Below are 26,317 nucleotides of genomic sequence, written 5' to 3'. Positions count from 1 at the left end.
GCTTACAAATCCTCCGCCAGAATCATTTCGCTGATGCCCTTGCCGCCTGGCACCATGGGAAACACGTTTTCCTTCTGGTCCGTGATGAAATTCATGAACACCAGCCGGTCCTTCATCGCGAATGCATCCTTCAACGCTCCCTCAACGTCGCCCGATTTCTCGATCTTCATGCCGACGTGACCGTACGATTCGGCCAGTTTCACGAAATCGGGCAGCGCGTCCATGTATGACTCGGAATGCCGGTCGCCGTGGAAGAATTGCTGCCATTGCCGAACCATGCCCAGATACCGGTTGTTCAGCAAAATGATCTTGATCGGCAGATGATATTGCTTGCAGGTGGAGAGTTCCTGGATATTCATCTGTATTGAACCCTCGCCGGTGATGCAGGCGACGTCCGCATCGGGATGCGCGAACTTGACACCCATGGCATACGGCAGGCCGACACCCATCGTGCCCAGACCGCCTGAATTGATCCAGCGCCGCGGTTTATCGAACCGGTAATACTGTGCCGCCCACATCTGGTGCTGACCAACGTCGGATGTCACGAATGCATCGCCTTTGGTGACTTCCCACAATTTTTGCACCACATATTGTGGCTTGATGATGTCGCCGCCGGTTTTGTATTTCAAACAATCCTTGGCGCGCCACGCGTCAATCTGTTTCCACCATGACGCAATTGCCTTGGCATCCGGTTTTTGCTCAGCCGCCTTGATGAAGGCCATCAGATCTATGACGACATCCTTGATGTTGCCGACGATGGGCACATCGACCTTTACGCGCTTGGATATCGAAGACGGATCAATATCGATGTGAATGATTTTGCGGGTCGGATTGCCGGCCGCGAAATGAGCAGGATTGCCTATAACGCGATCGTCAAATCGCGCGCCAATGGCGATCAGGACATCGCAATTCTGCATCGCCATATTGGCTTCCACCGTGCCATGCATGCCCAGCATGCCGACGAACTGGCGGTCCGACGCGGGATAGGCACCCAAGCCCATAAGCGTATTCGTGCACGGAAAGCCCAACAGCCTCACCAGTTCCGTCACTTGTGGCGACGCATCGCCCAGAATGGCGCCGCCGCCGACATAGATCATCGGCTGCCTGGCATCAAGCAGCATCTGCATGGCTTTCTTGATCTGCCCGGTGTGACCTTTATTCACAGGCTTGTACGACCGCATTTCGACTGTCGCGGGATAGACAAACGGCGTTTTCGCCATCGATACATCTTTCGGAATATCGACGACGACGGGGCCGGGGCGCCCGGTGGTGGCGATATAGAACGCTTTCTTCAGCGTCTCGGCGAGATCCGCGACATCACGCACCAGAAAATTATGTTTCACGCATGGGCGCGTAATGCCGACGGTATCGCATTCCTGAAACGCATCCTGACCGATCGCGTGAGTGGGTACTTGTCCCGTAATAATCACCATCGGGATCGAATCCATATACGCCGTTGCAATCCCCGTTACGGCATTGGTAACGCCAGGACCGGATGTCACCAGCGCGACCCCGGGCCTGCCGGTGGATCGGGAATACGCGTCGGCAGCATGCACGGCGGCCTGTTCGTGACGCACCAGAATGTGCGCGAACGATTTCTGTTGATAGATCTCGTCGTAAATCACCAGCACCGCGCCGCCCGGGTAGCCGAATACATAATCGACACCTTCGGCTTTGAGTGCACGGCAAAGAATTTCCGCGCCACTCAGGACTTCGGGCGTGACGGTCGCGGATGAGCTATGTGGAGCGTCTGAAAGTTTCATATTGAGCGCAATGAGTAGGGTTACCGAGGGGAAGCGGCAACGGGACGAAAATTTCTCGTCGCGGGTATGCCAAATCACCTGTGAATTCTAGCTGCGTCGCGTTGCCGTTGTGCGGCCATCATGCGACGTGCTTTTGTGTCCTGCCCACCACGTCAAACCACCCTCAGGAGGGAAAACCAGGGGTCGCCCGGCGGATTGTGCAGTGCAAAAAAGAGTACCTTACCGATTGCCCGTGAAATGGTCAAGTTTCCCGCTTGCCGGATCCGCATGAAAATGTTGTTTCATGTCAAAATTGGCAGACTTTGCGACAGGAAATCGGCAACCAATGTCGCCAGCATGCCGTAACAAGCAAATTACCAACCACTGTTCCAAGAGGAAATCCTGGCCACCAGACAAGAACTGTCGGACTTTTTGGCATCCGTCGAAAAACGTGCCTTCAAGCAGGCGGTGTACGCAGTGCGTCAGGACGAATCGGCGCTGGATATCGTGCAGGATGCGATGATGAAACTCGCGGAAAAATACGCAGACAGGCCATTGGGCGAAATGCCCATGCTATTCCAGAGAATCCTGCAAAACACCATTCGTGACTGGTTTCGGCGCCAGAAGGTGCGCTCGACGTGGACAACACTGTTTTCCTCCTTCGGCGGGAAGGATGATGACGAAGATTACGATATTCTCGAAACTTTGCAGGCGGACGACACCTCCAATATCCCGGTTTCACCCGCTGCCCAGCTGGAGCAGGCACAATTGCTGACGATCATCGAACAATCCGTCGAGAAACTTCCGGGACGTCAACGCGAAGCTTTCATGTTGCGTTACTGGGAGGAACTGGACGTTGCCGAGACTGCAAAAGCAATGGGGTGTTCCCAAGGAAGTGTCAAGACACATTGTTCGCGCGCGGTTCATGCACTTTCCGCGATGCTGAAAAATCAGGGAATTAGCCTCGAATCCATTCTCCGCACGTCCGAAAGCTGAGGATAAGATCATGAATGAAGAAGAATTTGGACAAAAAATCACGCGCACCCTGAATTGGGGCCTGTCTCGTATCGAAGAGGATAAACTCGCCAAGTTGCGCGCCGGTCGCCGGAAAGCGATGGATGCTTACCGCGAGCCCGTCAGCATTCTGGGCCTGGTCACGGTTTCCGGCCAGACGCTCAATGTGTCGAACTGGATTCGCAAGCCGCTATTCTGGCTGCCGATCCTGGCGGTTTCAGCGGCGCTTGTTACCTATTCGTTGAATAGTGGCGACGATGTCTATGACGATGTCGGTGAACTGGATGCAAAACTATTGACGGGCGAATTGCCCATTGACGCTTTTCTGGACAAGGATTTTGCTTCGTGGGTGAAAGAATCTTCCTAGCAGTGATGCGCGCACTCGTCGCATTTTTCTTGGCCGCCACGCTGACGGCGGCGGGTCCGTACGCGCAAGCAGCTGAAAGTAAAAGCACCAAGCCGGCCCCCCAAGTGCCGTGGAACAAGATTGCGGCGCCCGAACAAAAAATCCTGACGCCCCTCGCGAAGGACTGGACCCAGCTGTCAGGGACGCAGCAACGGCGATTGGTGACGACGGCCAAGCAATATCCCAAGTTGGCGCCAATACAGCAGGAGCGCTTCCAGGCGCGCATCAAGGAATGGGCGGTGCTGACACCCGAACAGCGCAACGCCGCGCGCGAGAAGTATCAGAATCTCTCCAAACTGCCCCCCGCAAAGCAGCATGAACTGCGGGAAAAGTGGAATGAGAAAAAAGCCGCGCCGGTTCCTGAACCTGCTCCTTCATCGGCCAGCGAACAACCCAAGTAATCCGTGAATTCCCTGGAAATTGCCGGGCCTGAGCCAACCGAGGTGCCCGGCATTTGGCGCCGTCTGGCGGCGCTCCCCTACGAGTCCCTGCTGATCCTCGCCGTTCTGTTTGTCGCGGCATTTCCGCTGGCCGGATTCAAAGGCTGGACACTTCAAGGCGTCCCGCATTTTCTCTCACAGGTCTATCTCCTGAGTGTCACGGCGTTCTATTTCACCTGGTTCTGGCAACGCGGCGGCCAAACCCTTGCCATGAAAACCTGGCGATTCCGGGTCACCGGCAGGAGCGGGCAACCGTTGACGCTAACTCGCGCCCTTGCACGCTTCGGATGTGCGCTTTTGTTCTACGGCCCGTCTGTTGCCGGACTACTGCTGTTGTTTTTCCCGAAACGCATCAGCCCGGTCATCGCGATGTGGACGTGTTTGCCAATGTTCGCGACCATTTTGTGGGCCCGATTTGATCCCGACCGCCAGTTCCTGCATGACCGGATGGCCGGCACACGCCTGGTTTCGGTCGTGGCTGACTAACGCAACACCTTCGGCAGCCTGGTCGCATATTCCTTGCGCAACAGCAGCGCCACGGCCAATGCAAAAAAGACCATCAGCGGGATTGCCGCGCTCAACAATGCGGGCCAGTTGTTCAGTTCCGTCAGATTCGACGCAAGCTGATTCAGGAAGTAGAAACCCAATCCGAGCATGATGCCGACCAGCAGTTTGCTTCCCAGGCCACTTGCCCGCTGCGATTGAATGGCAAAGGGGATCGCCAGCAACATCATGATGATAACCGTCGCCGGCTGAAAAACCTTGCCCCAGAAAGCAAGTTCATAGCGCGTACTGTTCTGCTTGTTTTCACGCAAGTGATCGATATACGCGGACAGGCTCAGCAACGACATGTCATCCGGCTTAACCCTCAGCACCGCCAACAGGTCCGGCGTCATCGCCGTCTTCCAGAAGTCGGTCGCGAGACGCTCAATGCGCACGCTTTGTGGCTTGAACGTGGTTTTTTCCACCCCTTCCATCACCCACCGGTTTTGCGCGAAATCGTAAACCGCACGTTTGGCGACACTCAGTGTGGAAAGTCGGTAGGCACGGTCAAATTCATAAATGCGGATATCGAGCAACTGTGTATCCGCCGTGACGTTTTGAATATTGACAAACGCGAGATCGTCCTTCACCCAGAAACCCGAGCGAAACTGGGTTGCTACCACCGTGCTGGTGGCCGACAGTCGCATGCGTTTCGCCAATTCGTCGGAAGCCGGCGCGATGAACTCGGCAAACAGAAGTGTCAGCAGCGAAAAAACCAGGCCGATCAATGCCGCGAACCCGGCCAGCCTCGCGATGGACAACCCGGACGATCGCATCACCGTCAGTTCAGATTGCGCGGAAAGGCGCGCAATCGCAAAAAGCGTCCCCATCAGCGCGGCGATGGGGAAAATCACCGCAATGTGCGAAGGCTGGGAGAGCGTCACGTAAGTCAGAACCCGCGAGAGGCTATAGCTGCCCTTTCCCAACTCACCCAATTCACGAATCAGGTCAAAGAGCGCAAACAGGGCAAGCAGTGCCACAAGCAATAGCAAGGTGGCCAAGAAAATCTCGCGCGCCAGATAGCGGAACAGGATCGACACTTGGGGGTAGGAATCCAGGAATGAAGTGAACGCCGCAAATAACGCGGCGGATAGACTTCATTCTACCGATTCGCAACCCGGGATGTTGCGCGCCATTCGCGCCTTTTCGTCCAATTTCGCGCGCCGCACAATGAACGGCAGCCACCAGGAACGCACCCGCAGGCGTGCTATTGCCAGAGCAAACAGCCCGCCACCCGTCAATTCCCCAATCGAAATACCCACGAAATTATTGTTGCGCCGCAATACGAAATTCACCATTTTCAGGCGCGAAATGTACCCGGCTGGCGTTCGGGTTTTCCCTACTATCAAGCCGCGCGCCTCGCAGTCTATGATGCGCCAGACGGGTCGAAGTCCGTCCATCCAATGGCTGTCAAAACAGGAGGGGAATATGCAACTAACACCTAGGCAAGAGGAATATTGGCACAAGAATCTCGTCATCACCGCAATACTGCTGTCTATTTGGTTCGTCGTGACCTTTGTGGGCGGCTGGTACTCGAGAGAGCTGAATAGCATCACGATCCTCGGCTTCCCGCTCGGCTTTTACAACGCTGCCCAGGGATCGCTGATTATTTATGTCGTGCTGATCTGGTATTACCAGCACTACATGAACAAGCTCGATATCGAGTACGGCGTGCATGAAGGAGAAGACGAATGAGCCAGGCGGAATTCAGTCACAAGAGTTTTTTCCAGCAACTGAAGAAGTACTACACCTTCTACACGGTTGGCTTCCTGGCCTTCCTGTTTGCGCTTGCCATCGCGGAACAAATGGGCATGTCGCGCAAGTGGATCGGTTACTGGTTTCTGTTCGCCACCATCGGGCTATATGCCTCGATCGGCATCATGAGCCGTACCGTGGACGCGGCGGAATACTATGTCGCCGGTCGACGCGTTCCCGCGTTCTTCAACGGCATGGCAACCGGTGCGGACTGGATGAGCGCGGCGTCGTTCATCGGCATGGCCGGCACGCTGTACCTGAGTGGCTTCGATGGTCTCGCGTTCGTGACGGGATGGACCGGTGGTTACTGTCTGGTTGCATTCTTGCTGGCGCCCTACCTTCGGAAGTTCGGCCAGTTCACGATTCCCGATTTCCTCGGTGAACGTTACGGCGGCAACATTGTGCGCAGCATCGGCATTTTCGCGGCAATCCTGTGTTCATTTACCTATGTGGTCGCGCAAATCTACGGCGTGGGTCTGATCACCAGCCGGTTTACCGGGCTTGAATTCGGCGTCGGCGTATTCGTCGGCCTCGGCGGTATCCTGGTGTGCTCCTTCCTCGGCGGTATGCGCGCAGTGACGTGGACCCAGGTGGCGCAGTACATCATCCTGATCATTGCCTACATGACACCGGTCGTCTGGTTGTCTCTGAAGCACACCGGCAACCCGATTCCCCAAATTGCCTATGGCCAGGCGCTGGAAAAGGTCACCGCGCGGGAAAAGGTATTGACGGCTGACCCGAAAGAGCTCGAAGTGCGCGGAATTTTGAAAGCGCGCGCCGATGCCGCCAATGCCGGTCTTAAGGATCCCGCTGCTACGTTTGCCAAAGGCAAAGCTGACGTTGAACAAAAGCTTGCCGACGCGAAAACAGCAAACGCACCAGCGGACCAGATTGCCGCGGCTGAAAAAGCAGTTGCCGCATATCCGAAGGACGAAGCTGCCGCCAAAGCGAAATGGGACAAAGACAAGGGCTTGGCCGCGCGCGCGGCACCGCCTCGTCCACACGCCCAGCCGTTCCCGGGTAAGGACGAAGCAGCGTCTGACAAGGCGCGCCGGAACTTCCTCGGTATCGTGTTCTGCATGATGATCGGTACCGCCGCGTTGCCGCACATCCTGATGCGTTACTACACGACGCCCAGCGTCCGGCAGGCGCGCCAGTCGGTGTTCTGGTCGCTGTTCTTCATTTTCCTGCTGTATTTCACGGCGCCGGCGCTGGCGGTACTGGCCAAGTATGACGTCTACCATTTCCTGGTCGGGTCAAACTTTGCGGCACTACCCGCGTGGGCCGCGAACTGGGCGGCGGTCGATCCAACACTGTTATCGATTACCGACATCAATGGCGACGGCATCGTGCAACTCGCGGAAATCGTGATTGGCGGCGACATTATCGTGCTGGCCACGCCGGAAATTGCTGGTTTGCCGTATGTGGTTTCGGGGCTGGTGGCGGCTGGCGGTCTCGCGGCGGCGCTGTCGACGGCGGATGGCTTGCTGCTGACGATTGCCAATGCACTTTCGCATGACCTCTACTACAAGATGCTCGACCCGCACGCCAGCACGACGCGTCGCGTGACAATATCGAAAGCATTGCTGGTCGTGGTCGCGCTGATTGCTGCCTATGTGACGTCACTGAAACCGGGCAATATTCTGTTCCTGGTGGGCGCGGCATTCTCGCTGGCGGCATCGGGATTCTTCCCGGCGCTGGTGATGGGCGTATTCTGGAAACGTGCCAACAAGTGGGGTGCAATTCTGGGTATGGCGGCGGGACTGGGGACGGCGATGTATTACATGTTCATCACCTATCCGTTCTTCGGTGGCGTGGCTGCGAACGAATGGTTCGGCATGGCGCCGATTTCGGCAGGTGTATTCGGCGTACCGGTTGGCATCATCACCATCTTCGTGGTGAGCTTGCTGACACCGGCACCGTCGCGGGAAGTACAGGAACTGGTGGAGCACGTGCGCTACCCGAACCTGGAAGGCGATATCAACACGCTGGCGACCTGATCAATCGCTTGGCAGTTGAGGACAGGACAAGGCCCGCGCAAGCGGGCTTTGTTCTTGTGGGGCATTCACGAAGAAGCTCGCTCACGTTCCGCGGGATGAAATGATGGCTCCGGTAGGCGGGATCACGCGCGTCGTACCCTTTCCCGGTAATATTCGCGAACATATTCTCAAGGTCAGACAATGAAATTCGAGCAATGGATGTATTTCTACCGCGCACGGCTCTTCCTGCTTTTGAGACAGGATGCCAAGGCGGTCAGCGCATTCAAGGCCGCGCTGACCGTCAATCCCGGTTTCGGGTTGGCCGCCAGTTGCCTGGGCCATCTTTATGCCTCGCAAGGCCAGATGTACCTGGCAGAGCAGAGTTTCCAGGAAGCGCTGCGAATCAACCCGGACGACGCGGTGACGTACTTCAATCTGGGATTCAACTATGAAAAACAAAAACAATATGCCAAGGCCATCGACGCATTTCAGTCGGCGGTAAGGATCAATCCGAAGAGCGACCGCGCCTGGTATGGAATGGGCCTTGCACATGCGGCACTTGGCCAGCACGACGCGGCCGCACAGGCGCTCGAGCACGCGGCCGAGCTGCAACCGATGAATCCGCATGCGTGGTACAACTTGGGCATGGCCTATTTCACCTTGGGCAACAAAGACAAGGTGGGTGAAATCATCGAGCACCTGAATCGATTCGACCCAAAAATGACGAAGCAGTTGATTCACGAAACATCGAACGGAGTTCAATGATGCTGCAGGCAGTCATCATCTTCAAAGCGCTGGCGGAAGTGGCTTTGTGCGCGTTTGTGGGACAAGGCATTCTGTATCTGTTCGCCGGCGCCAAGCGCGAAAGCAATTTTGCCTACACCACCTTCAGGATGCTCACCTCGCCCGTGACCAAGGTCACGCGACTGATCGCGCCGCGTTTTATCCTCGATCAGCACATCGGGTTTCTGGCTTTTTTCCTGGTGATGGTACTTTGGGTGAGCCTGACGGTCGCGAAAATAAACCTCGTGCTGACGTAAAGGGAACTTCTATTAACCTCAAAATCTGTTGACCCGGATTTAGTCCCGGTCCCAATTTTCTCAATGCCTCAGTAACTTGGAAAAACTTGGGTAGCGGCCCAGCGCAACCCTTGTGGTTGTCCACCGGTGCGACAGAGTAAATAGGTGTTCCCCAAAGCGCGGATCGCCATTTGGCGCGGCGTTTGGACCACAAATGCCCGGTAAGCCGCACCAGTGCTAGTGTTTGTGCTTTCGCACGCACGCAGGCATGTCTCAGCCGGACTGCACCGCGACAGGAAATCCCCTTTCCAGCCATTGTCTTTTGCGCCAATGCAGCGTGGCCCATGTTGTCCTTTGAAGGCACGCTATAACGTGACCGGTGCATCACTGCTTTTTGATTTATGCTTTCCGCATGCGAATCCTTGTTGCGGAAGATGACCCTTTGCTCGCCGATGGCCTGATTCGCGCCTTGCGCGACGCTGGCTATGTGACCGATAGCGTTGGCGACGGTCGCGCCGCCGACACAGCGCTGATGACGCAGCAATTCGACCTGGTGATACTGGATATCGGCCTGCCGGGCATGGACGGGTTCCAGGTACTGAAGCGCGCGCGTGAACGTAATGTCGATGTACCGGTTCTGATCCTCACCGCGCTGGATGCCGTCGAGAACCGGGTTCGCGGCCTTGATCTGGGCGCTGACGACTACCTCGTGAAGCCCTTTGAATTGACCGAACTGGAAGCGCGCGTGCGCGCCCTCACGCGTCGCGCACGCGGCAGCGTGGCCAGTCTGATTACCCATGGCGACTTGAGTTTTGACCCCAAAAGCCGGACCGCATCGGTGCGCAATAAACCCCTTGAGCTATCGGCAAGAGAAATTGCCTTGCTGGAAATTTTTCTCGGACGCGCCGGCCGCGTCGTCAACAAAGAGCAGATCATTGACCTACTATGCCAGTGGGGAGAAGAAGTCTCCGCCAACGCGGTTGAAGTCTATGTGCACCGTTTGCGCAAAAAGCTTGAACCCGCCAACCTCAAACTCACCACTCTGAGGGGGCTGGGATACTGCCTGGAAAAGCCTGCTGCTCGTGACGGGTCATAACAAATCGGTGCTCGCAGCACGTCGCACATCAACCGGTGCTTCCGAGGAAACGGCGGCGCGAGGCTCGTTATTCAACGAAATGCTCGACTGGATGCTCGCGCCGTTATTGCTCTTGTGGCCACTTTCCGCGGCGCTGACTTACATTGTCGGCATTTCGCTGGCCAATGACGCCTTTGATCGAAGCCTGGCGTACAAAACCCGCGCGCTGGCCGAGCAGACGGAGTGGACGAATGAAAAAGGTGAGATCAGATTGCGCGCGGACTTGCGTGCTTTGCTTGCCGACGATGAGTCTGATGCGTATTTTTATCGCATCAACCGAAAAAACGGCGAGTTCCTGCTGGGCGAGCCGGAATTGCCCACAACTTCAACTGAGCCGTTTCCCGACCGCAGCCACGTCGTATTTCGCACTGTCGATTTCCGGGAAACGAGCGTTCGTATCGCAGCACTTGAGATGGTACGAGGCCCCGCCGCGGAATCGATTGTGGTTCAAGTCGCCGAAAGCACCGAAAAACGCAATGCGCTTGCGCGCGACATCATGAAAGGAATTGTCATCCCGCAAATGCTGGTAGTACCCTTGATGGTACTGCTGATGTGGGTGGGGCTGCGCCGTGGTGCGGCGCCGCTCAAGCGCCTGCGCGACCAGGTGATGGCGCGAGACGTGGACGATGTACGTCCCTTGCATGCACCGGATGCACCCGAAGAAATCGCGCCGCTCATCAATTCATTTAACGACCTGCTCGCCCGCATTGAACACGAGGGCGAAGCGCAAAGGCGATTTATTGCCAACGCCGCGCACCAGCTACGCACGCCGCTCGCCGGAATAAAGATGCAAACTGAATTGGCGTTGCGTAGCGTCACCATGGATGAAAAACTCGACGCGCTCAAACGAATCGCCGAGGGCACGGAGCGGACGGCACATTTGATCAACCAGCTGCTGATGTTGGCGCGCATGGAAGGCACCGCGACGGACGCCCTGCCCCTCACTGCTGTGGATTTTCGGCTGATCGCCCGCGAAGTGGTCTCAGCCGCATACCCGCATGCCAGCTGCAAACACATCGATCTGGGATTCGACATGCCCGATTCGCCGGTAACGGTGCAAGGCAGCGCGGATCTGCTGCGTGAACTGGTAATCAATCTGGTGGACAACGCCATTCGCTACACACCCGCAAGTGGCCACATCACCGTGCGCGTGATTCATGGCGAAACACCACAGCTCGAGGTTGAAGACGACGGCATTGGGATTCCTCCGCAGGAACGCGAACTGGTATTTGAACGCTTCTATCGCGTCATTCGCGGGCAGGAGCCGGGTTCCGGCATTGGCTTGGCCATCGTCCGCGAAATTGCGTTGCGCCATGGCGCCAACGTGACTGTTGTGACGCCGCACGGCGGCGTCGGCAGTCTCTTCCGGGTGGCCTTCCCGCGTATCGTCATGCAGGCGCCAGCCAAACCCGTCCTGTCGTGATCTTCCAATTCGCGTTGCCCGCACTGCTGCATGTTCTCATTGGCCCGCCACACACCGAAATCAGGTTTACAGGATGCGCTAATGAGCGTGCCGCGACACCATTGACCGCGAATCGAGACGCGAGGACAATCAGCCAAGCGCACAAGTATCTATGGAGGACCAGAATGGATACGGACATGGTGTTTGTGAAGACCGTCAAAGGTCACGAAGAAATTGAAATGCGGGTCCACCATCTCAATTTCAAACATCGCACGGCGCTCATTGTGGTGGACGGCAGGAGCCCGGTCGACGCATTACTTGGAAAAATCCCCGGTGATGGGCTAATTTTGCTTGACGAACTGTTGCGGGACGGCTTCATTGCACCTGTGCAAGAACGGGTACCAAGTCGTTTGCCGGAACCATCGCCGGCAATGACCAGCGTACCCGCGGCGGGTTTTGACCTGAAAACCGCGAAGCATCAGGCCGTGCTGATAATTGAAGGCGTACTTGGTCCTGGCGGGGAATCCTTGGCAATCGCGATTGAGCACTGCAAGTCACACGCCGAATTTGCGCAACATGCGCAGCGTGCGCGGGACATCATTTCGCAAGTATCCGGGCAACGCAAAGCCGCAGAATTCTGGGCTAAGACCGGCCTCTAGCGGAAATTTCGACCAGCGGTATCCAACAAGCGGGCGCGGGCAGTTGCCGGGCAACGCGATGATTCAACAATTGTCCCATATCGGCCTTTCGGTCGAGGCGCATCGGGCAGCCGCTGCAAACACCGGCAAATCGTTCACGGCACATGTTGAAAGTCGTTACTTCGGCGGCAATTGCATCGCCACCTGCACCAGTTCCGCGAGCGACTTGACCTCAAGTTTTTCCATGATTTTAGCCCGGTGCGCCTCAACGGTTTTGACGCCGATCGAGAGCTCTTCGGCAATCACCCGGTTGATCTTCCCCGTGACGACCCGATGCATGACCTCGCGTTCGCGGTGAGTGAGCAACGCAAGTCGCGCCTGTTTCGCGTCGAGATTTCCTTGCGCCCCGCGCAGCAGTTCATCGCGGAACAAGCAATCCTGTGCCAGGGCAACAATTTTCTTGTAGTCGAACGGCTTCTCAATGAAGTCGATCGCGCCATGTTTGACGGCGGCGACCGCCTTGGCAATATCCGCACGCGCGCTCAGGAAAATCACCGGGATGCGGATGCCATGCTCGATCAGATAATGCTGCAGTTCAAGACCGCTCATGCCGGGCATGTAAAGATCGACGATCAGGCAACCGGGTGATCCGGCATGATATGACTTGAGAAAATGCTGTGCATTGGCGAATGTAGCCACGGCGATGCCGTTACTCTTCATCAGCCAATCCAGCAGCTCGCGGATTGACGCATCGTCGTCCACCACGTATACCGTCGGTGTGGCGTTCCGCGATGTTTCTTCAGCTTGCATGCGACAACTCCTCCGGCGCGAGCAGCCGGTCCACCTGCGCGAGCAGATCCTTGGTCGAAAACGGCTTGACCTGATAGGCATCCACGCCCGCTGTTTGGCCACGGGCGAAATCGGACGGTCCACCGCGCGCGGTGAGCATCAGGACTTTCAACCGGCAATGTTGCGGGTCCGCGCGCAGGGCGCGGCACACTTCCAGTCCGCTCAAACGTGGCAGCATCAGGTCGAGGACGATCAGGTCAGGCTGAAAAGCCGACGCAGCCCGCAACGCTTCTTCGCCGTCGCGGGATATCCGCGTTTCGTAGCCAACATTGCTCAACAGAAACTCCAGGGACATGGCGATAGCCGCCTCATCGTCGGCAATCAGGATTCGCGCCGGCTTCATTCCGCCGCCATCACCGAAACTGGCAACGAAAATGAGAATGTGGCACCACGCGATTGTTCGCTTTCAACCCATAGGCGTCCGCCAAAATGGCCGACAATCTGCCGGCAGATCGCCAACCCCAGGCCAGTACCGGGCGGCTTTTCGGTAAGGGTATCGCCCACCTGCCGGAACTTCTCAAAAATCAATTCCTGATCTTCCCTGGCGATGCCGATTCCGTTGTCGCAAACATCCACCTGCACCGATTCATGATGACGGGAAACCGTTACCACCACTTCGCCATGTTCGGTATCGCAGAACTTGATGGAATTCGAAAGCAAATTGAGCATGACCTGCATCAGCCTGTCGCGATCGGCGGTCACGGGAGCAGGCGTGGGCGGGAGATTGATTTCGAGTTTTACGTTTTTCACTTTGAACAACTGGCTGGTTGTGTTCACGGCATCATCGACGATGTCGCGCAGGTCGAGGGTCACATTCTGCCACTCGGCCGCGCCGGATTCGAGTTTCGCCAGATCAAGAACCTGGTTGATGAGGCGTGTAAGCCGCTCGGACTCCTTGACCAGAATACCTAGAAACCGCGAGCGCTCCTCCACGGGCAGGGAAGGATTGTCGTGAAGTATCTCCGAGAACGCGCGAATCGATGTAAGCGGCGTACGCAGTTCATGGGTCACCGTGGAAATGAAGTCGTCCTTGAGACGATCGAGTTCGGTCAGGCGCTCGTTGGCGCTGCGCAACTCGCGCGTGGCTGCTTCCAGCTCCGCCTGTTTTTCTTCCAGTTCCTGGCTATAGGCGATCGCCTGCGATGCCTCGTCGATGATGGCCATCACCTCATCCACTCCCATCGGCTCCTCTTGCACGACCGAGGACACCATGGCGCGCGCGGAGGAAGCGCCAATCGCACCGGCAAGCTGGATCTCGGCAAAGCGAACCAGGCGGGCATCGGCGTCCAGTTCATCGGCCGCCGCGACGCCGCGCGAACGCGCGTAGGTATCGAACAAATCCGCCGCCCGCGCCGGACCCAGGAAACGACCCACCAGCGTCTGCAGTGAGGACGCCGACGCGGTACCGCGCCAGAAGCCGGTGCGCTCTCCGGTCTGGCTCAATACGTCGACAAACAAGGTCGCCTGGATTCGTTCAGCCGCACTCTGGCGGCTCAGTAACGACACCAGCACAAAGGCGCCGATATTTGCCATCATGCTCCAGATCATCGCGTGCGAAGTTTGGTCGAGGCCTTTCAAGCCAAACAGCTGAAAGGGTTTCAGCAACTCGATGCCGAAGGGCCCCTGCTCGATAAAGGTCACGGACGCCCAACCCGATTGCGCAAATGCCGGGATCATCAGCGTATAGGCCCAGACCAGGAAACCGAGGCTCAATCCGGCCAGCGCACCAGCGCGCGTGCCGTGCCGCCAGTACAGGCCGCCGATCACGGCCGGCGCGAACTGCGCGACCGCCGCAAACGAAATCAGGCCGATCGACACCAGCGCATAAGCTTCGCCGGCGAGAAGGTAATAGAAATAGCCGAGCATGAGAATGCTCATGATCGCCGCGCGCCGAATATCCAACAACAGATTGCTGAGCTCCTCGTGTTGCATGTAACGGGCACGGGTAAATCGCAATAGCGGCGGCATGACGAGGTCATTGCAGACCATGGTGGACAACGCGATGGTTTCGACAATCACCATGCTGGTTGCCGCCGACAACCCGCCGATGAAAACCAGCAGCGCCAGCCACTCCTGGCGCTGCGACATCGGCAGCGTGAGGACAAACGTATCTGCGTTCACGCTGCCGTCCTGAAAATGCAGCAAGCCACCGAACGCAATCGGCAGCACGAACAGATTGATGGCGAGCATGTAAAGCGGGAACAGCCAGACAGCCTTGTTCAGATGTTTTTCATCGACGTTTTCAACCACGGCAATCTGAAACTGGCGCGGCAGAAACAGGATGGCCAACATCGACAATATCGTCAGCCAAATCCAGCTTACATAATTGCCCGCCGCCCCGCCAAAGGGCGTGGTCAGCGAGGCCAACTGCGGCTGCGCCATTGCCCGGCTAAAGATATCAGCCGGCCCATTAAACATGCCGAAGGTGACATATATGCCGACAGCAATAAACGCAATCAACTTGACCACCGACTCGAAGGCGATGGCTGCAACCATGCCCTCATGCCTCTCTGCGACATCGAGTTGCCGTGTGCCAAAGGCGACGGTGAACAGTGCCAGGAAAGCCGCAATGTAGAAGGCGGTGTCGTTCAGGATGGCGTCCGTGCCGATTTTCTGCGGCATGACGATTTCCGGGTACTGAAGCAGTATCTGAAAACTGGTCGAAATTGCCTTTAGCTGCAGGGAAATGTAGGGAAGAATACCGACCACGGCAATCACCGTCACCAGCCCACCTAGCAGCGCACTCTTGCCGTAGCGCGATGCCACGAAATCCGCAAGCGAAGTGAGTCGATTGATCTTGCTGATGCGAATCATCTTTCGAACCACAAACCACCAGAGGATCATCATCAACGTCGGGCCGATATAGATTGGCAAGAAGCCCACGCCGTCACTGGCCGCACGCCCGACGCTGCCATAGAACGTCCACGCCGTTGCGTACACACCCAGTGACAACGCGTAAACGTAGGGTGTCGCAATCAGCGACCGGCCCTGATCCGCACGCCTGTCGGCGTAGTACGCGATCGCAAACAGAAAGCCGATGTAGGCGAACGACGCGCAGACGATTACCCAGCCTTTCAGCATGCCCGCGTTCCTGCCGTGGTTGGTGATCGCGGCATCCGGCGCCCTACTGCAATCGTTCGATAGCCAGATACATCAGCAGGATCAGCGCCGCCCATGCCAGGAAGAGATAGGCAAAAAGCACCGGGATGCCAAACAGGGTTGCGCTTTTATTGAAGACGGCAAGCAGCGGAAAATTGAACAGCGCCACACCTAGCAGGAAAATGCTGATCAGCCGCTGACCCCGAATGCCGCGTTTGGAGTTGGGTGTGGAACTAGACTTGAGCAAGCGTGCCCCGATAGCAAATTGATTATTCGCTATTTATTCCCGCCGCGCGGCGCTTGTCAACCACATTCCGGGCTACATTCCGCGCTATTTGAGATTTGCCCTCGCCAGCCAGCGCTGATCGCGTGCCAGCCTGAAAAGCGTCTCCGCTGAATCGTATCCCTTTTCACTCGCGCGGCTCAGGAGCACCTGGAACAGCTGGGCCGTCCCGACCGCATCGGCGACGGCACGGTGCCGCGCGGAAATCGTGATGGAAAAATACTCCACCCATTCATCGAGGCTGCGAACCGTTCGCGGTGCATCGGTAATCAACGCCGGCGCGAGCAGTGCCAGATCGATGAATTGCGGCGAAAAATCGAAGCCGAGTTGTTCTTCAACCGTCCGTTTCAACATGGTTTCATCGAACGACGCGTGGAATGCCACACAGGGCAGCTTCTTTGAGAATGCCAGAAACGCGACGAGTGCGTCGGCCGCGCCGACCCCGTCAAGTTGTTCGCTGCCACCGATACGATGAATCAGAATGTTGTCGGCATGGCTGGCGGTTTCCTGCCGGATTACCACTTCAAAACTCTGATCGAAACGGATGGTGGTGCCTTCCACAAGAACGGCCCCGATGGCAAGCAACCGGTCGCGCTGCGTGTCGAGGCCGGTGGTTTCAACATCCACAACCAGCCAACTCTGGGTGGAAAGCGGTCCCCGCAAGTCGGGTGGGGCGATCGCTTTCCAGCGCGCGATATCCTCACCCAGCCGCTCATCCAGCTTCGGCGAACGGCCGCGTGAGCCAAACAATGAACTGAAAATACTCAATGCGGAAAATCCAGTTCAAGGCGGCTCTGCAGTTTACGCGCCTGCCGAAGAGCCTCTTTCAATATTCGCCTGTCAAGCGAATTCAACTCGTCAGGATTGATGCGATTTGGATTGGGCACCGGCCCGATTGAAGTGGACGCGCCACCTGTTCCGGGGCCATCCGCGGGGGAGTTGTATGGATCAGCGCCTTCCTGGTTGCGTAGACGCAGGAGTTGGAGGAAGTGAAACCCGTCGACGATGGCATCAGCTTCGTCGGGGCGCATCCGCATCTTCGGTGCAGCGAGCCGGATGCGTTCGGCCGTATTGGACGCCGAGATGCCGTGTTTCAGCGCAAAGATGCGCGCGGCATCCACAAATGTCCGCGCACCATACTTTTTGAGATCGATCGTTCCGGGCATATCGCTGTCGTCCGCCACGAAATCCCGCAGCACACCCAGCGGTGGACGGACTTGCAGTGCGTTCTGGGTCATCAGCAGGAAAAACATGGTTTGAGGCGGCGCTTGCTGCATAAGCCACTGACGCAGCGTCTCGGCAAGTTCAAGGTCGCCGTGCAAAGCGCGAAAGTCGAAAAAAATCGCCGCATTCAACAATGCCTCCGGTTCGGGCGTCGACATCCAGCCGGCAAATGTCTTGCGCCATTCCGTTGGCGTCAGACACCACTTCGGGTTGCGCGCCATGATGTCACCCTTGCAAAGCGGAAACCCGCACAGGTCGAGAATCCGGTTAGCGCTATCGGCGAACTTGAGAAACGCCGCGCGTGCCTCTGGTATCGCCTCGACCACGGGCGGAACAAAAATCAATGCATTGTCCTGGTCCGTCGCCAGCGTTTGCTCCATGCGGCCTTCGGATCCCAGGCCCAGCCAGCACCAAGGCATGTCCGGCGGCGCGTTTTCGCGCGCGGCGAGCGCGAGTGCGCGACCGGCCACCGCATCATTCAATGTCGTCACGAATTGGGTGAGCTGCTCGGCGCCGACTCCTTGCGCGAGTAGTGCACCGGCAAGCCGCCTGACTTCACCCGAGGCGTGCGACAAGGCCTCGGCGCTTTCCGATTGCTCAATCGCCTTCGCGATCTCACCCAGCGAAAGACGCTGCAGGGTGAACAAATCGCGCTCCGAGACGACACCAATCAGCTTGCCTTCCTCCATCACCAGTACGTGGCGAAAGCGAAAACGCGCCATTGCCTGCGCGGCCTCGAACAACGCGGCATGGCTGGGTAACGAAAAAGGCTTCGGCGTCATTGCCTGTTCGATCGGCGCGTCCTGCGCAATTCCCGCGAGCGCAATGCGATCGAGCACATCGCGCTCGGTAAATATTCCGAGTGGTTGCCCTGCGGCGTCAGCCACCACGACCGAACCAATGCGCAGGGCTTTCATACGCTCAAGCACCGTGCGGATGAGCGTGTCCGGGGTGACGGTGACCGGTTCGCGGCGAATGATGGATTTGAGCGTACTCGCGAGCCCTTGGGCGTCGGAGACGCGCGCGGTGTACTGGCTCTGAACGCTGCGTCGCGATTGCTCGAGAAGCGCGGCGATACGACGCGTCGCGAAATTGCGAAACGGCCGCGAGATATCCATGACATGCTCAAAATCCGCGAGCGGAAGCTGATAGCAGAACGTATCCTGCATGGCCGTATAGGTCAGTACGCCAGGGCGCCTGGCAATCAGTGCGCCAACGGGAAAACACTCGCCATCCGTGAGCGTCAGCGCCCAGGCATGTCCCGACTGCGAATTACTCTCCAAGCCAGTGACGCTGCCTTTTTGCACGATGAAAAAGTACTTGGATACGCCATCCTGCGGTGACAACAGGGTCTGGCCCTTGGCGAAGTACTTGAGCGAAAGTCGCGAGGCGATGTATTGAAGCGAGGAAAGATCCATCGCATCGAATGGTGCATTTCGCTGCAGATCCTCTACGGTCGTGGCAACAAGCGAGGGAGCAGGTTGAGTGGGCTGATTGGCCATTTCCGGATTCGCCTGAATAGATTTCGAAACGGTGTATCGACAAAAAATTGCACTGATTGCTGGCAACGACTTGGAAATGGCTCCCGGATTGTGAAAGCCAACAGGGAACTTCTATTTACTCTATCGTACCGGTCGTACCCGCGACCCAAGTGGTTCCAATTTACTGCGACATTGAGCAATTAGGCACCGACTAAATCCGGGGCGACAGCATTCGCGGTCAATGGACGGCCCCAACAAGTAAAACCAAGCACTGGCGCGCCTTTCTGAGCATTTTTGCCCTGAAACCCGCACCAATGCTGGTGTTTAACCTATTTTCCCTACATGCTTTGTTTCAACTGCTCCAGAATCGCCGGATTCTCAAGTGTCGAAATATCCTGCGTGATCGCTTCCCCTCTCGCGATGGAGCGCAGCAGCCGCCGCATTATTTTTCCGGAACGCGTCTTCGGCAAATTGTCGCCAAAACGAATGTCCTTTGGCTTGGCGATCGGACCGATCTCTTTGCCCACCCAGTCGCGCAGTTCTTTTGCGATCGCCAGGGCTTCGGCGCCCGTCGGTCGCGAGCCTTTCAGCACCACGAACGCACATACCGCTTCGCCCGTCATATCGTCTGGCCGGCCAACCACCGCGGCCTCGGCGACCAGCTTTGAATTCGATACCAGCGCCGACTCGATTTCCATGGTTCCCAGACGATGGCCGGAGACATTCAGCACGTCGTCGATACGGCCCATGATGGTGAAATAGCCGTGCTCCTTGTCGCGCACCGCACCGTCACCAGCGAGGTACAACTTCCCGCCCAGTTCTTCGGGGAAATATGTTTTCTGGAATCGCTCGGGATCGCCCCAGATCGTGCGAACCATCGATGGCCACGGACGCTTCACCACCAGAATGCCGCCGTTGCCATTCTCCACGTCGTGCCCCGTTTCATCGACAATCGCGGCCATGATGCCGGGAAGCGGCAATGTGCATGAACCGGGTTTCAGCGGCGTGGCGCCCGGCAGTGGCGTAATCATGTGGCCACCTGTTTCTGTCTGCCAGAACGTATCGACGATCGGACAACGGCCGCCGCCAATGTTTTCGTGATACCACATCCATGCTTCCGGATTGATCGGCTCGCCGACTGTGCCGAGGATTCGCAGGGATTTCAAATCGTAATTCCGCGGGTGCGCTTTCGGGTCAACTTCGCCCGCCTTGATCAGTGAACGGATTGCCGTCGGTGCGGTATAGAACACCGTCACCTTGTGTCTGGCGATCATGTCCCAGAATCGTCCCGCATTCGGGTAGGTCGGCACGCCTTCAAACACTAACTGCGTGGCGCCGGCTGCCAGCGGGCCATACGCCACGTACGAGTGGCCGGTCACCCAACCAATATCCGCCGTGCACCAGAATAAATCGCTCGGCTTGATGTCGAACGTCCATTGCATGGTCAACTGCGCCCACAGCAGATAACCGCCGGTCGAATGTTGAATGCCCTTCGGCTTGCCAGTGGAACCGGACGTATAAAGAATGAAGAGTGGATGCTCGGCGCCGACCCACTCCGGTTCGCAGGCGTCGCTTTGCGCGCCTTCGAGATCATGCCACCAGTTATCACGGCCGGCCGTCATGTTGACTGGATTGCCGGTGCGTTTATACACAATGGTGGTCTTCATGTGATCGCAGCCGCCCAGCGACAAGGCCTCGTCGACGATAGCCTTGATCGGCAGCGCCTTGCCACCGCGCATTTGTTCATCGGATGTAATCACCGCGACGGCACCCGCGTCGATGATGCGCTCCTGCACTGATTTTGCCGAGAACCCGCCGAACACCACGGAATGTGTGGCGCCAATGCGCGCACATGCCTGCATGGCGATCACGCCTTCGATCGACATCGGCATGTAAATGATAACGCGATCGCTTTTCTTGATGCCTTTGGCGCGAAGCGCATTGGCGAACCGGCAAACCCGCTGATGAAGCCCGCGGTAGGTGATTCGAGTGACCTTGCCGTCATCGGCCTCAAACACGATGGCGTCCTTGTCGGCATTGCCGTTGGCAAGGTTGCGATCGAGGCAGTTGTACGACGCGTTCAACTCGCCATCATGAAACCAGCGATAGAAGGGCGCCTTCGATTCGTCAAGAACTTGCGTGAAGGGTTTGTGCCAGGCAAGAGTTTCGCGGCCGAGGCGGCCCCAGAACCCGCTGTAATCCTTTTCTGCTTCCGCACACAAGGCGTGATACGCAGGCATGCCGGAAATCGCCGCCTGTTTGACGAGGTCCTCCGGCGGGTTGAAAATGCGGTGCTCGGTCGATACGGATTCAATGGATGTTGACATGCAATTCTCCTGTATGCGGTGCGGGTAACGGGCGGGGTCGATTCCGGGGCTCACGAAGCCGTTCTTCTATCTGACTAATTTACAACAGAATGGTACAGGCGCGGTAAACCACAGTGTAGCGCCCGCAGCCCAATTCCATTACACACCATTACACGCGGGAAACCTGACAGTACGCTTACGACAAAAACGGTCGCGGAAAAGCTCGCGCGGCGCGGAATATTTCGCGGTATTATCGACGCGGACCAGCGATTTTCCAATAACACCCTCAATCTCAATTTCATCTGTCAGTCCCGATTTATTTGACAAGCCGAGTACGGCATCGACCATGCCCAATGCCTTCAATTTTTCCGAATCACCCTTCGACAGCCTCAATCCCGACGAGCAAAGGCTGGTCCGCAACAGCGTCGACATCGCGTATTTTCGTGCGGGCGAGACCATTCTGGACGTGGGTGTTCAGCCGACACATCTGTTTGTCATCATCAAAGGCGTGGTGCAGCAATTCGAGGACAGTGAGGTCATCAACCTCTACGGCGTCAATGACTGTTTTGATGGTCGCGGTTTAGTCGCGGAAAAGGTCAGCAGCCGGTTTGTGGCCGCCGAAGAGGTGGTTGCGTACCAGCTGGCGAAAAAAGCCGTCAGCAGCCTGATCGCCAGCAACGCGACCTTTGGTGCAATGCTCTTTTCGGACCTGTCGAACAAGCTGAGCGCGATTTCACAACGAAAGAGCCAGCACGAACTACAGTCCCTGACCATGGCAAGGGTCGACGAGGCATTTCTGCGACCGGCCCATTTTGTCGATGCCGATACCGACATTGTGTCGATCGTCAAACTGTTTCAAGCCGAACGCACCACCACTGTCCTGGTGCGTGACCATGCCTTTGAACCACCACGTCTGGGAATCTTTACTCACACCGGTTTGCAGCGCGCAATCCTGAGCGGAACCCCGCTTCACGAGCTGCCGGTGCGGCAGCTCACCAATTTTTCTCTGATTTCGGTCCGGCCATCCGACCAGCTTGGCGATGCGCTCGCCGTCATGATCCGGAAGCGGGTGCACCGGGTAGTGGTCTCCGAGCTGGATATCGACGGCGTCGTCGATAGCGAGCGCATTGTTGGCATTCTGGAGGCGCTGGATCTGTTCAGTTTTCTCTCGAATCACTCGTACCTGATCAGCGTCCAGATTCTCGAGGCGAATGATGTCTCCACACTCGCGCAAGCGGCGCAACACATCAACCGCTCGATTGCGTTGTTGCATCAGAGCGGCACCAAGGTCAGCCTGATCGCCACGCTGGTGCAGGAACTCAACGCCCGGCTGTTTGAACGGACCTGGCAGTTGATCGCGCCACCCGAATTGGTCGCGAACAGTTGCCTGTTTGTGATGGGCAGCGAAGGTCGCGGAGAGCAGTTGTTGAAAACCGACCAGGACAATGGCCTGATTCTCCGTGATGGTTATGTCCCGCCTGCGGATCTGGCGGAAATCTGCAACGCGTTCTCCGCCGCGTTGTGCGATTTTGGTTATCCCCTTTGCCCGGGAAACATCATGGTCAGCAATCCCGTCTGGCGGCAGACCGCCAGCGAATTCGCACGAATGACGCGACAGTGGTTAGTGATGCCGACCCCGGACAGCCTGATGTCGCTCGCTATCTTTATCGATGCACATACGGTGTGCGGGGATGGCAGCCTTCTGGAAGAGGTGCGGCGCGGTGTTTTTACCCTGGTGACCCACAGCGATGCGATGCTTGCCCGTTTTGCGTCGGCGATCAATTCCTTCGCCGAAAGCGGCGGGTGGTGGAATCGCCTGCTGTCGCTGGGTGACCAGAACGAAGAGGTGCTGGATCTCAAGAAAGCCGGAATTTTTCCACTGGTGCACGGCATTCGCAGCATGGCACTTGAACAGCGCCTGAACGACCTCGGCACCGCGGCGCGCATTCAGGGGCTGGTGACTGCGGGCAAGCTGACGGAAGCGATGGGCGCGGACCTGACCGAGAGCCTCCATTTCTTCATGGGTCTCAAACTCAAGGTCGGTCTGTCGGAACTCGCGATGGGCCGGCCGGTTTCCGGCGGCATCCAGATGTCAAAACTGAGCAGCCTGGATCGCGACCTACTGAAGGATACGCTGGGGGTGGTCAAGCGCTTCAAGCTGATGATGACTCAACGTTACCACCTCGACATGATTTGATGATGGCTACGTTGTCCCCGGCTGACTTGTTCGAATATCTGAAAAAGCAGTGGCTGCTTTATCACCTCGAGAACAGGCTCTTTCGGTTCATGTTCGAGCCGCCGCCTGCGAATGAATGGGTCGCGCTGGATTGCGAAACGACCGGCCTGAACGTAAACACCGACGAGATCATTTCCATTGCCGCCGTTCGCATCATTGGCAACCGGGTAATGACCAGTGAGCGCCTCGAACTGCTGGTGCGCCCTGAAAGACGCGTCTCCGCCGAGAGCGTGCGCATCCACCAGTTGCGCGAGCAGGATGTCGCGCAGGGATTGTCGCCCGAGGACGCAATGACGCAGTTAATGCATTTCATTGGCAGTCGTCCGCTTGTTGGCTACTACCTGGAATTTGATATCGCCATGATTGACCGGGCCCTTGCGCCGATATTGGGCGTTGATATGGGCTTGCCGCAACATCGGAACGAAGTCTCGGCGATGTACTACGACTACAAATTCCGGCAATTACCGACGCACCAGCAGGACCGCCGCATCGACCTGCGATTCGCGACCTTGATGAACGATCTCGATTTGCCGCTGCGAAATGCTCATGACGCCTTGAACGATGCAGTGATGGCAGCGCTTGCCTTCGTCAAGCTGCGACAACTCCTGGCCGCCGGCAAGTAATTCGCCGGCCGCCAGGATCACGTGTGCATCAGTGCCCGGACGCTCCCGATGCACCAAAGCCGGTTTCGGACCGTACTTGTTGAGCCTTGAATGCTGCGCGCTCTTCAGCGGCCTGCGGACTGCGATCGAGGATCGAAAACAGCCAGATGCCGACAAACCCGATAGTCATGGAGAACAAGGCCGGTGATGAATACGGGAACAATGCCGATCCCTTGGGATTGCCCAGCGTGGCCTCCCATACAGAGGGTGAAACCACGGTCAACACCACGGAGGATATCAACCCGAGGAATCCGCCGATGACCGCACCCTTGGTCGTGCAATCTTTCCAGAGCACCGACATGAACAACACCGGGAAATTGGCTGAAGCGGCAATCGCAAAAGCCAACGCCACCATGAATGCAATGTTCTGCTTTTCAAACGCGATGCCGAGGGCCACGGCAACGATGCCAAGAGCAACTGTGGTGAGGCGCGAAACTTTCAGCTCCGAGTCGCTATCCGCCTTGCCTTTCTTGAACACCGTTGCATACAAGTCATGCGAGACCGCCGACGCGCCGGAAAGCGTAAGTCCGGCCACCACCGCCAGAATCGTGGCAAAGGCCACGGCAGAAATAAAGCCGTAGAAAACGTTGCCTCCAACCGCCTTGGCCACCAGTACAGCCGCCATGTTTGCCGAACCGCCGCCGCCCTTGATGATGCCCTTGGCGGTATCGGCGAACTCCGGATTGGTCAGCACCAGGGTGATGGCGCCGAAACCGATAATGAAGATCAGCACGTAGAAGTAACCAATCCAGGTCGTGGCCCAGAGCACGGACTTGCGTGCCTGCTTGGCATCGGGCACGGTGAAGAAACGCATCAGGATATGTGGCAGGCCGGCGGTGCCGAACATCAATGCCATGCCGAATGAAATCGCTGAAATCGGATCCTTGATAAATCCGCCGGGGCCCATGATGGCCAGGCCGATTTTGGCCGCTTCCGTTGCATCCTTGCCGCCATTCGCGGCGATTTGGGTCCGGACTTCAACGCCCTTCGCGAATAGCGCTTCGGGACTGAAGCCGTACTGCGATAGCACCATCAGCGCCATGAACGTCACACCACCCAGCAACATGCAGGCCTTGATGATCTGCACCCATGTGGTGGCGGTCATGCCGCCGAACAGCACGTACACCATCATCAACGCGCCAACCAGTACCACCGCGACCCAGTAGTCCAGACCAAACAGCAACTTGATCAGGGCACCGGCACCCACCATTTGCGCGATCAGGTAGAACGCGACAACGACCAGCGTCCCCGACGCCGCGAACACGCGGATCGGTGTTTGCTGAAAACGGTAGCCGGCGACGTCGGCAAATGTGAACTTGCCCAAATTGCGCAAACGTTCCGCCATCAGGAAGGTGATGACCGGCCAGCCGACCAGAAAGCCAATGGAGTAGATCAGGCCATCATATCCAGTGGCCATCACGGCTGCGGAAATCCCGAGAAAAGACGCGGCCGACATATAGTCCCCGGCGATCGCCAATCCGTTCTGGAATCCGGTAATACCGCCGCCCGCCGTATAGAAATCGGCAGCCGATTTGGTTCTGGCTGCCGCCCATTTGGTAATGAACAAAGTGGCGACCACGAAGACGGCGAACATGCTGATGGCAACCCAGTTGGTGGGCTGCTTGTCGACTTGGCCCATGTCCGCGCCCGCAGCCAGGGCTGCCCCCGCCGCCAATAGTGCGCCGACGCCCGCTAGTACGTTGATGGCAAATCTCATTTGGAGGCCTCTTCAAGGATTTCTGCCGTGAGTTGATCGTATTCACTATTGGCGCGGCGCACATAAATGCCGGTGATCACGATCGTGAAAATGATGACGCCCATGCCGATGGGTATACCAAGCGTGGTCACGCCGTTGCCAATCGGTTGCGCGAGAAACGGCTTGTTGAACGCGATAAGGGCGATATACCCGAAGTACACCACCAGCATCAGTATGGTAAGAAACCAGCCGAATGAACCGCGTTTGCGTCGCAGTTCGTGGTACTTCGGATTGGCTTCAATTCTGGCCACTATTGAATCACTCATCGTGAGGCTCCTCGTTGTTTACAGGTTGAGACGTGTACTGGGCACATATATGTCGTAGCGGATTTCGACGTTACGGATGATC

At 57.3% G+C, this 26,317-nt stretch carries 25 protein-coding genes; 13 read left to right on the top strand and 12 right to left on the bottom strand.

Features of this window, described 5'->3' with window-relative positions; genetic code table 11:
* Positions 1 to 2: 2 nt before the first annotated feature.
* Entirely contained in the window at positions 3 to 1,763 is a 1,761-nt protein-coding gene (locus IPP88_10680) for an acetolactate synthase 3 catalytic subunit (GenBank protein MBL0123157.1), read from the bottom strand.
* A 381-nt stretch (positions 1,764 to 2,144) separates the two neighbouring features.
* On the opposite strand from IPP88_10680, the gene IPP88_10675 reads away from it, so the two are divergent.
* Genes IPP88_10675 through IPP88_10660 form a run of 4 tightly spaced genes read left to right on the top strand, consistent with a single transcriptional unit; the run spans position 2,145 to position 4,088 of the window.
* Positions 2,145 to 2,738 carry an RNA polymerase sigma factor gene (locus IPP88_10675; protein MBL0123156.1) on the top strand — a complete coding sequence of 198 codons (594 nt, stop codon included), beginning with the start codon at positions 2,145 to 2,147 and terminating at the stop codon, positions 2,736 to 2,738.
* A gap of 10 nt (positions 2,739 to 2,748) precedes the next feature.
* Positions 2,749 to 3,123 carry a DUF3619 family protein gene (locus IPP88_10670; GenBank protein ID MBL0123155.1) on the top strand — a complete coding sequence of 125 codons (375 nt, stop codon included), beginning with the start codon at positions 2,749 to 2,751 and terminating at the stop codon, positions 3,121 to 3,123.
* Positions 3,124 to 3,128: 5 nt separating this feature from the next.
* The gene (locus IPP88_10665; protein MBL0123154.1) at positions 3,129 to 3,563 is read left to right on the top strand and encodes a DUF3106 domain-containing protein; all 435 of its coding nucleotides are present in this window, start codon (positions 3,129 to 3,131) and stop codon (positions 3,561 to 3,563) included.
* A gap of 18 nt (positions 3,564 to 3,581) precedes the next feature.
* The gene (locus IPP88_10660) at positions 3,582 to 4,088 is read left to right on the top strand and encodes an RDD family protein (GenBank protein ID MBL0123153.1); all 507 of its coding nucleotides are present in this window, start codon (positions 3,582 to 3,584) and stop codon (positions 4,086 to 4,088) included.
* Here the strand turns inward: IPP88_10660 and lptG are convergent.
* Complete coding sequence (gene lptG / locus IPP88_10655) at positions 4,085 to 5,185, bottom strand: LPS export ABC transporter permease LptG (GenBank protein ID MBL0123152.1); 1,101 nt, start codon at positions 5,183 to 5,185, stop codon at positions 4,085 to 4,087. The genes IPP88_10660 and lptG overlap by 4 nt on opposite strands.
* A 388-nt stretch (positions 5,186 to 5,573) precedes the next feature.
* On the opposite strand from lptG, the gene IPP88_10650 reads away from it, so the two are divergent.
* The 7 genes from IPP88_10650 (at position 5,574) to IPP88_10620 (ending at position 12,094) form a co-directional block, all read left to right on the top strand.
* Positions 5,574 to 5,840 (top strand): DUF4212 domain-containing protein, encoded by a 267-nt coding sequence (locus IPP88_10650; GenBank protein MBL0123151.1) that lies wholly within the window; start codon positions 5,574 to 5,576, stop codon positions 5,838 to 5,840.
* A complete protein-coding gene (locus IPP88_10645) occupies positions 5,837 to 7,900 on the top strand; it encodes a VC_2705 family sodium/solute symporter (GenBank protein ID MBL0123150.1) in 2,064 nt (687 codons plus the stop codon). Before IPP88_10650 ends, IPP88_10645 begins: the two co-directional genes overlap by 4 nt.
* 180 nt (positions 7,901 to 8,080) lie before the next feature.
* Positions 8,081 to 8,644 carry a tetratricopeptide repeat protein gene (locus IPP88_10640; GenBank protein ID MBL0123149.1) on the top strand — a complete coding sequence of 188 codons (564 nt, stop codon included), beginning with the start codon at positions 8,081 to 8,083 and terminating at the stop codon, positions 8,642 to 8,644.
* A complete protein-coding gene (locus IPP88_10635) occupies positions 8,641 to 8,919 on the top strand; it encodes a hypothetical protein (protein MBL0123148.1) in 279 nt (92 codons plus the stop codon). Before IPP88_10640 ends, IPP88_10635 begins: the two co-directional genes overlap by 4 nt.
* Positions 8,920 to 9,310: 391 nt before the next feature.
* Entirely contained in the window at positions 9,311 to 9,994 is a 684-nt protein-coding gene (locus IPP88_10630; protein MBL0123147.1) for a response regulator transcription factor, read from the top strand.
* The gene (locus IPP88_10625) at positions 9,981 to 11,456 is read left to right on the top strand and encodes a sensor histidine kinase N-terminal domain-containing protein (protein ID MBL0123146.1); all 1,476 of its coding nucleotides are present in this window, start codon (positions 9,981 to 9,983) and stop codon (positions 11,454 to 11,456) included. The genes IPP88_10630 and IPP88_10625 overlap by 14 nt, the downstream gene beginning before the upstream one ends.
* A 164-nt stretch (positions 11,457 to 11,620) precedes the next feature.
* Entirely contained in the window at positions 11,621 to 12,094 is a 474-nt protein-coding gene (locus IPP88_10620) for a hypothetical protein (protein ID MBL0123145.1), read from the top strand.
* Positions 12,095 to 12,250: 156 nt separating this feature from the next.
* On the opposite strand, the gene IPP88_10615 is transcribed toward IPP88_10620, so the two are convergent.
* The 8 genes from IPP88_10615 to IPP88_10580 form a co-directional block, all read right to left on the bottom strand.
* Positions 12,251 to 12,883, bottom strand: coding sequence for a response regulator transcription factor (locus IPP88_10615; protein MBL0123144.1), 633 nt, complete (start codon positions 12,881 to 12,883; stop codon positions 12,251 to 12,253).
* The gene (locus IPP88_10610; GenBank protein MBL0123143.1) at positions 12,873 to 13,265 is read right to left on the bottom strand and encodes a response regulator; all 393 of its coding nucleotides are present in this window, start codon (positions 13,263 to 13,265) and stop codon (positions 12,873 to 12,875) included. The genes IPP88_10615 and IPP88_10610 overlap by 11 nt, the downstream gene beginning before the upstream one ends.
* Positions 13,262 to 16,003 carry a histidine kinase gene (locus IPP88_10605; protein ID MBL0123142.1) on the bottom strand — a complete coding sequence of 914 codons (2,742 nt, stop codon included), beginning with the start codon at positions 16,001 to 16,003 and terminating at the stop codon, positions 13,262 to 13,264. The genes IPP88_10610 and IPP88_10605 overlap by 4 nt, the downstream gene beginning before the upstream one ends.
* A 43-nt stretch (positions 16,004 to 16,046) precedes the next feature.
* Complete coding sequence (locus IPP88_10600) at positions 16,047 to 16,268, bottom strand: hypothetical protein (GenBank protein MBL0123141.1); 222 nt, start codon at positions 16,266 to 16,268, stop codon at positions 16,047 to 16,049.
* A gap of 84 nt (positions 16,269 to 16,352) precedes the next feature.
* Complete coding sequence (locus IPP88_10595) at positions 16,353 to 17,072, bottom strand: 3'-5' exonuclease (GenBank protein ID MBL0123140.1); 720 nt, start codon at positions 17,070 to 17,072, stop codon at positions 16,353 to 16,355.
* A complete protein-coding gene (locus tag IPP88_10590; GenBank protein MBL0123139.1) occupies positions 17,069 to 19,030 on the bottom strand; it encodes a CBS domain-containing protein in 1,962 nt (653 codons plus the stop codon). The genes IPP88_10595 and IPP88_10590 overlap by 4 nt, the downstream gene beginning before the upstream one ends.
* Before the next feature lie 317 nt (positions 19,031 to 19,347).
* On the bottom strand, positions 19,348 to 21,336 hold the full coding sequence (acs, locus tag IPP88_10585; GenBank protein ID MBL0123138.1) for an acetate--CoA ligase: 1,989 nt from the start codon (positions 21,334 to 21,336) through the stop codon (positions 19,348 to 19,350).
* 138 nt (positions 21,337 to 21,474) lie between these two features.
* Positions 21,475 to 21,663: a hypothetical protein gene (locus tag IPP88_10580; GenBank protein ID MBL0123137.1), complete on the bottom strand. Its 189-nt coding sequence runs from the start codon at positions 21,661 to 21,663 to the stop codon at positions 21,475 to 21,477.
* Between IPP88_10580 and IPP88_10575 the strand changes: the two genes are divergently transcribed.
* Together IPP88_10575 and IPP88_10570 are read left to right on the top strand one after the other, a co-directional pair.
* On the top strand, positions 21,662 to 23,512 hold the full coding sequence (locus tag IPP88_10575; GenBank protein MBL0123136.1) for a CBS domain-containing protein: 1,851 nt from the start codon (positions 21,662 to 21,664) through the stop codon (positions 23,510 to 23,512). The two genes, IPP88_10580 and IPP88_10575, sit on opposite strands and share 2 nt — an antisense overlap.
* 2 nt (positions 23,513 to 23,514) lie before the next feature.
* On the top strand, positions 23,515 to 24,174 hold the full coding sequence (locus IPP88_10570) for a 3'-5' exonuclease (GenBank protein MBL0123135.1): 660 nt from the start codon (positions 23,515 to 23,517) through the stop codon (positions 24,172 to 24,174).
* Positions 24,175 to 24,202: 28 nt separating this feature from the next.
* On the opposite strand, the gene IPP88_10565 is transcribed toward IPP88_10570, so the two are convergent.
* The gene (locus IPP88_10565; protein MBL0123134.1) at positions 24,203 to 25,930 is read right to left on the bottom strand and encodes a cation acetate symporter; all 1,728 of its coding nucleotides are present in this window, start codon (positions 25,928 to 25,930) and stop codon (positions 24,203 to 24,205) included.
* Positions 25,927 to 26,235, bottom strand: coding sequence for a DUF485 domain-containing protein (locus tag IPP88_10560; GenBank protein MBL0123133.1), 309 nt, complete (start codon positions 26,233 to 26,235; stop codon positions 25,927 to 25,929). Before IPP88_10560 ends, IPP88_10565 begins: the two co-directional genes overlap by 4 nt.
* Positions 26,236 to 26,317 lie beyond the last annotated feature (82 nt).

The organism is Betaproteobacteria bacterium (assembly GCA_016720925.1).
In the GTDB taxonomy this organism is placed as follows: Bacteria; Pseudomonadota; Gammaproteobacteria; order Burkholderiales; family Usitatibacteraceae; genus UKL13-2.
Note: the sequence above shows the minus strand (reverse complement) of the source record. Positions and strands in the feature narration are given on the sequence as shown.

Excerpts from the sequence above, each read along its gene's own strand:
- IPP88_10580 (MBL0123137.1), bottom strand. The coding sequence starts at position 21,663 with ATGGTCGATGCCGTACTCGGCTTGTCAAATAAATCGGGACTGACAGAT.
- IPP88_10565 (MBL0123134.1), bottom strand. The coding sequence starts at position 25,930 with ATGAGATTTGCCATCAACGTACTAGCGGGCGTCGGCGCACTATTGGCG.
- IPP88_10635 (MBL0123148.1), top strand. The coding sequence starts at position 8,641 with ATGATGCTGCAGGCAGTCATCATCTTCAAAGCGCTGGCGGAAGTGGCT.
- IPP88_10570 (MBL0123135.1), top strand. The coding sequence starts at position 23,515 with ATGGCTACGTTGTCCCCGGCTGACTTGTTCGAATATCTGAAAAAGCAG.
- IPP88_10640 (MBL0123149.1), top strand. The coding sequence starts at position 8,081 with ATGAAATTCGAGCAATGGATGTATTTCTACCGCGCACGGCTCTTCCTG.
- IPP88_10590 (MBL0123139.1), bottom strand. The coding sequence starts at position 19,030 with ATGGCCAATCAGCCCACTCAACCTGCTCCCTCGCTTGTTGCCACGACC.
- IPP88_10620 (MBL0123145.1), top strand. The coding sequence starts at position 11,621 with ATGGATACGGACATGGTGTTTGTGAAGACCGTCAAAGGTCACGAAGAA.
- acs (MBL0123138.1), bottom strand. The coding sequence starts at position 21,336 with ATGTCAACATCCATTGAATCCGTATCGACCGAGCACCGCATTTTCAAC.
- IPP88_10645 (MBL0123150.1), top strand. The coding sequence starts at position 5,837 with ATGAGCCAGGCGGAATTCAGTCACAAGAGTTTTTTCCAGCAACTGAAG.
- IPP88_10665 (MBL0123154.1), top strand. The coding sequence starts at position 3,129 with ATGCGCGCACTCGTCGCATTTTTCTTGGCCGCCACGCTGACGGCGGCG.
- IPP88_10650 (MBL0123151.1), top strand. The coding sequence starts at position 5,574 with ATGCAACTAACACCTAGGCAAGAGGAATATTGGCACAAGAATCTCGTC.
- IPP88_10575 (MBL0123136.1), top strand. The coding sequence starts at position 21,662 with ATGCCCAATGCCTTCAATTTTTCCGAATCACCCTTCGACAGCCTCAAT.
- IPP88_10670 (MBL0123155.1), top strand. The coding sequence starts at position 2,749 with ATGAATGAAGAAGAATTTGGACAAAAAATCACGCGCACCCTGAATTGG.
- IPP88_10605 (MBL0123142.1), bottom strand. The coding sequence starts at position 16,003 with ATGCTGAAAGGCTGGGTAATCGTCTGCGCGTCGTTCGCCTACATCGGC.
- IPP88_10630 (MBL0123147.1), top strand. The coding sequence starts at position 9,311 with ATGCGAATCCTTGTTGCGGAAGATGACCCTTTGCTCGCCGATGGCCTG.
- IPP88_10680 (MBL0123157.1), bottom strand. The coding sequence starts at position 1,763 with ATGAAACTTTCAGACGCTCCACATAGCTCATCCGCGACCGTCACGCCC.
- IPP88_10560 (MBL0123133.1), bottom strand. The coding sequence starts at position 26,235 with ATGAGTGATTCAATAGTGGCCAGAATTGAAGCCAATCCGAAGTACCAC.
- IPP88_10610 (MBL0123143.1), bottom strand. The coding sequence starts at position 13,265 with ATGAAGCCGGCGCGAATCCTGATTGCCGACGATGAGGCGGCTATCGCC.
- IPP88_10615 (MBL0123144.1), bottom strand. The coding sequence starts at position 12,883 with ATGCAAGCTGAAGAAACATCGCGGAACGCCACACCGACGGTATACGTG.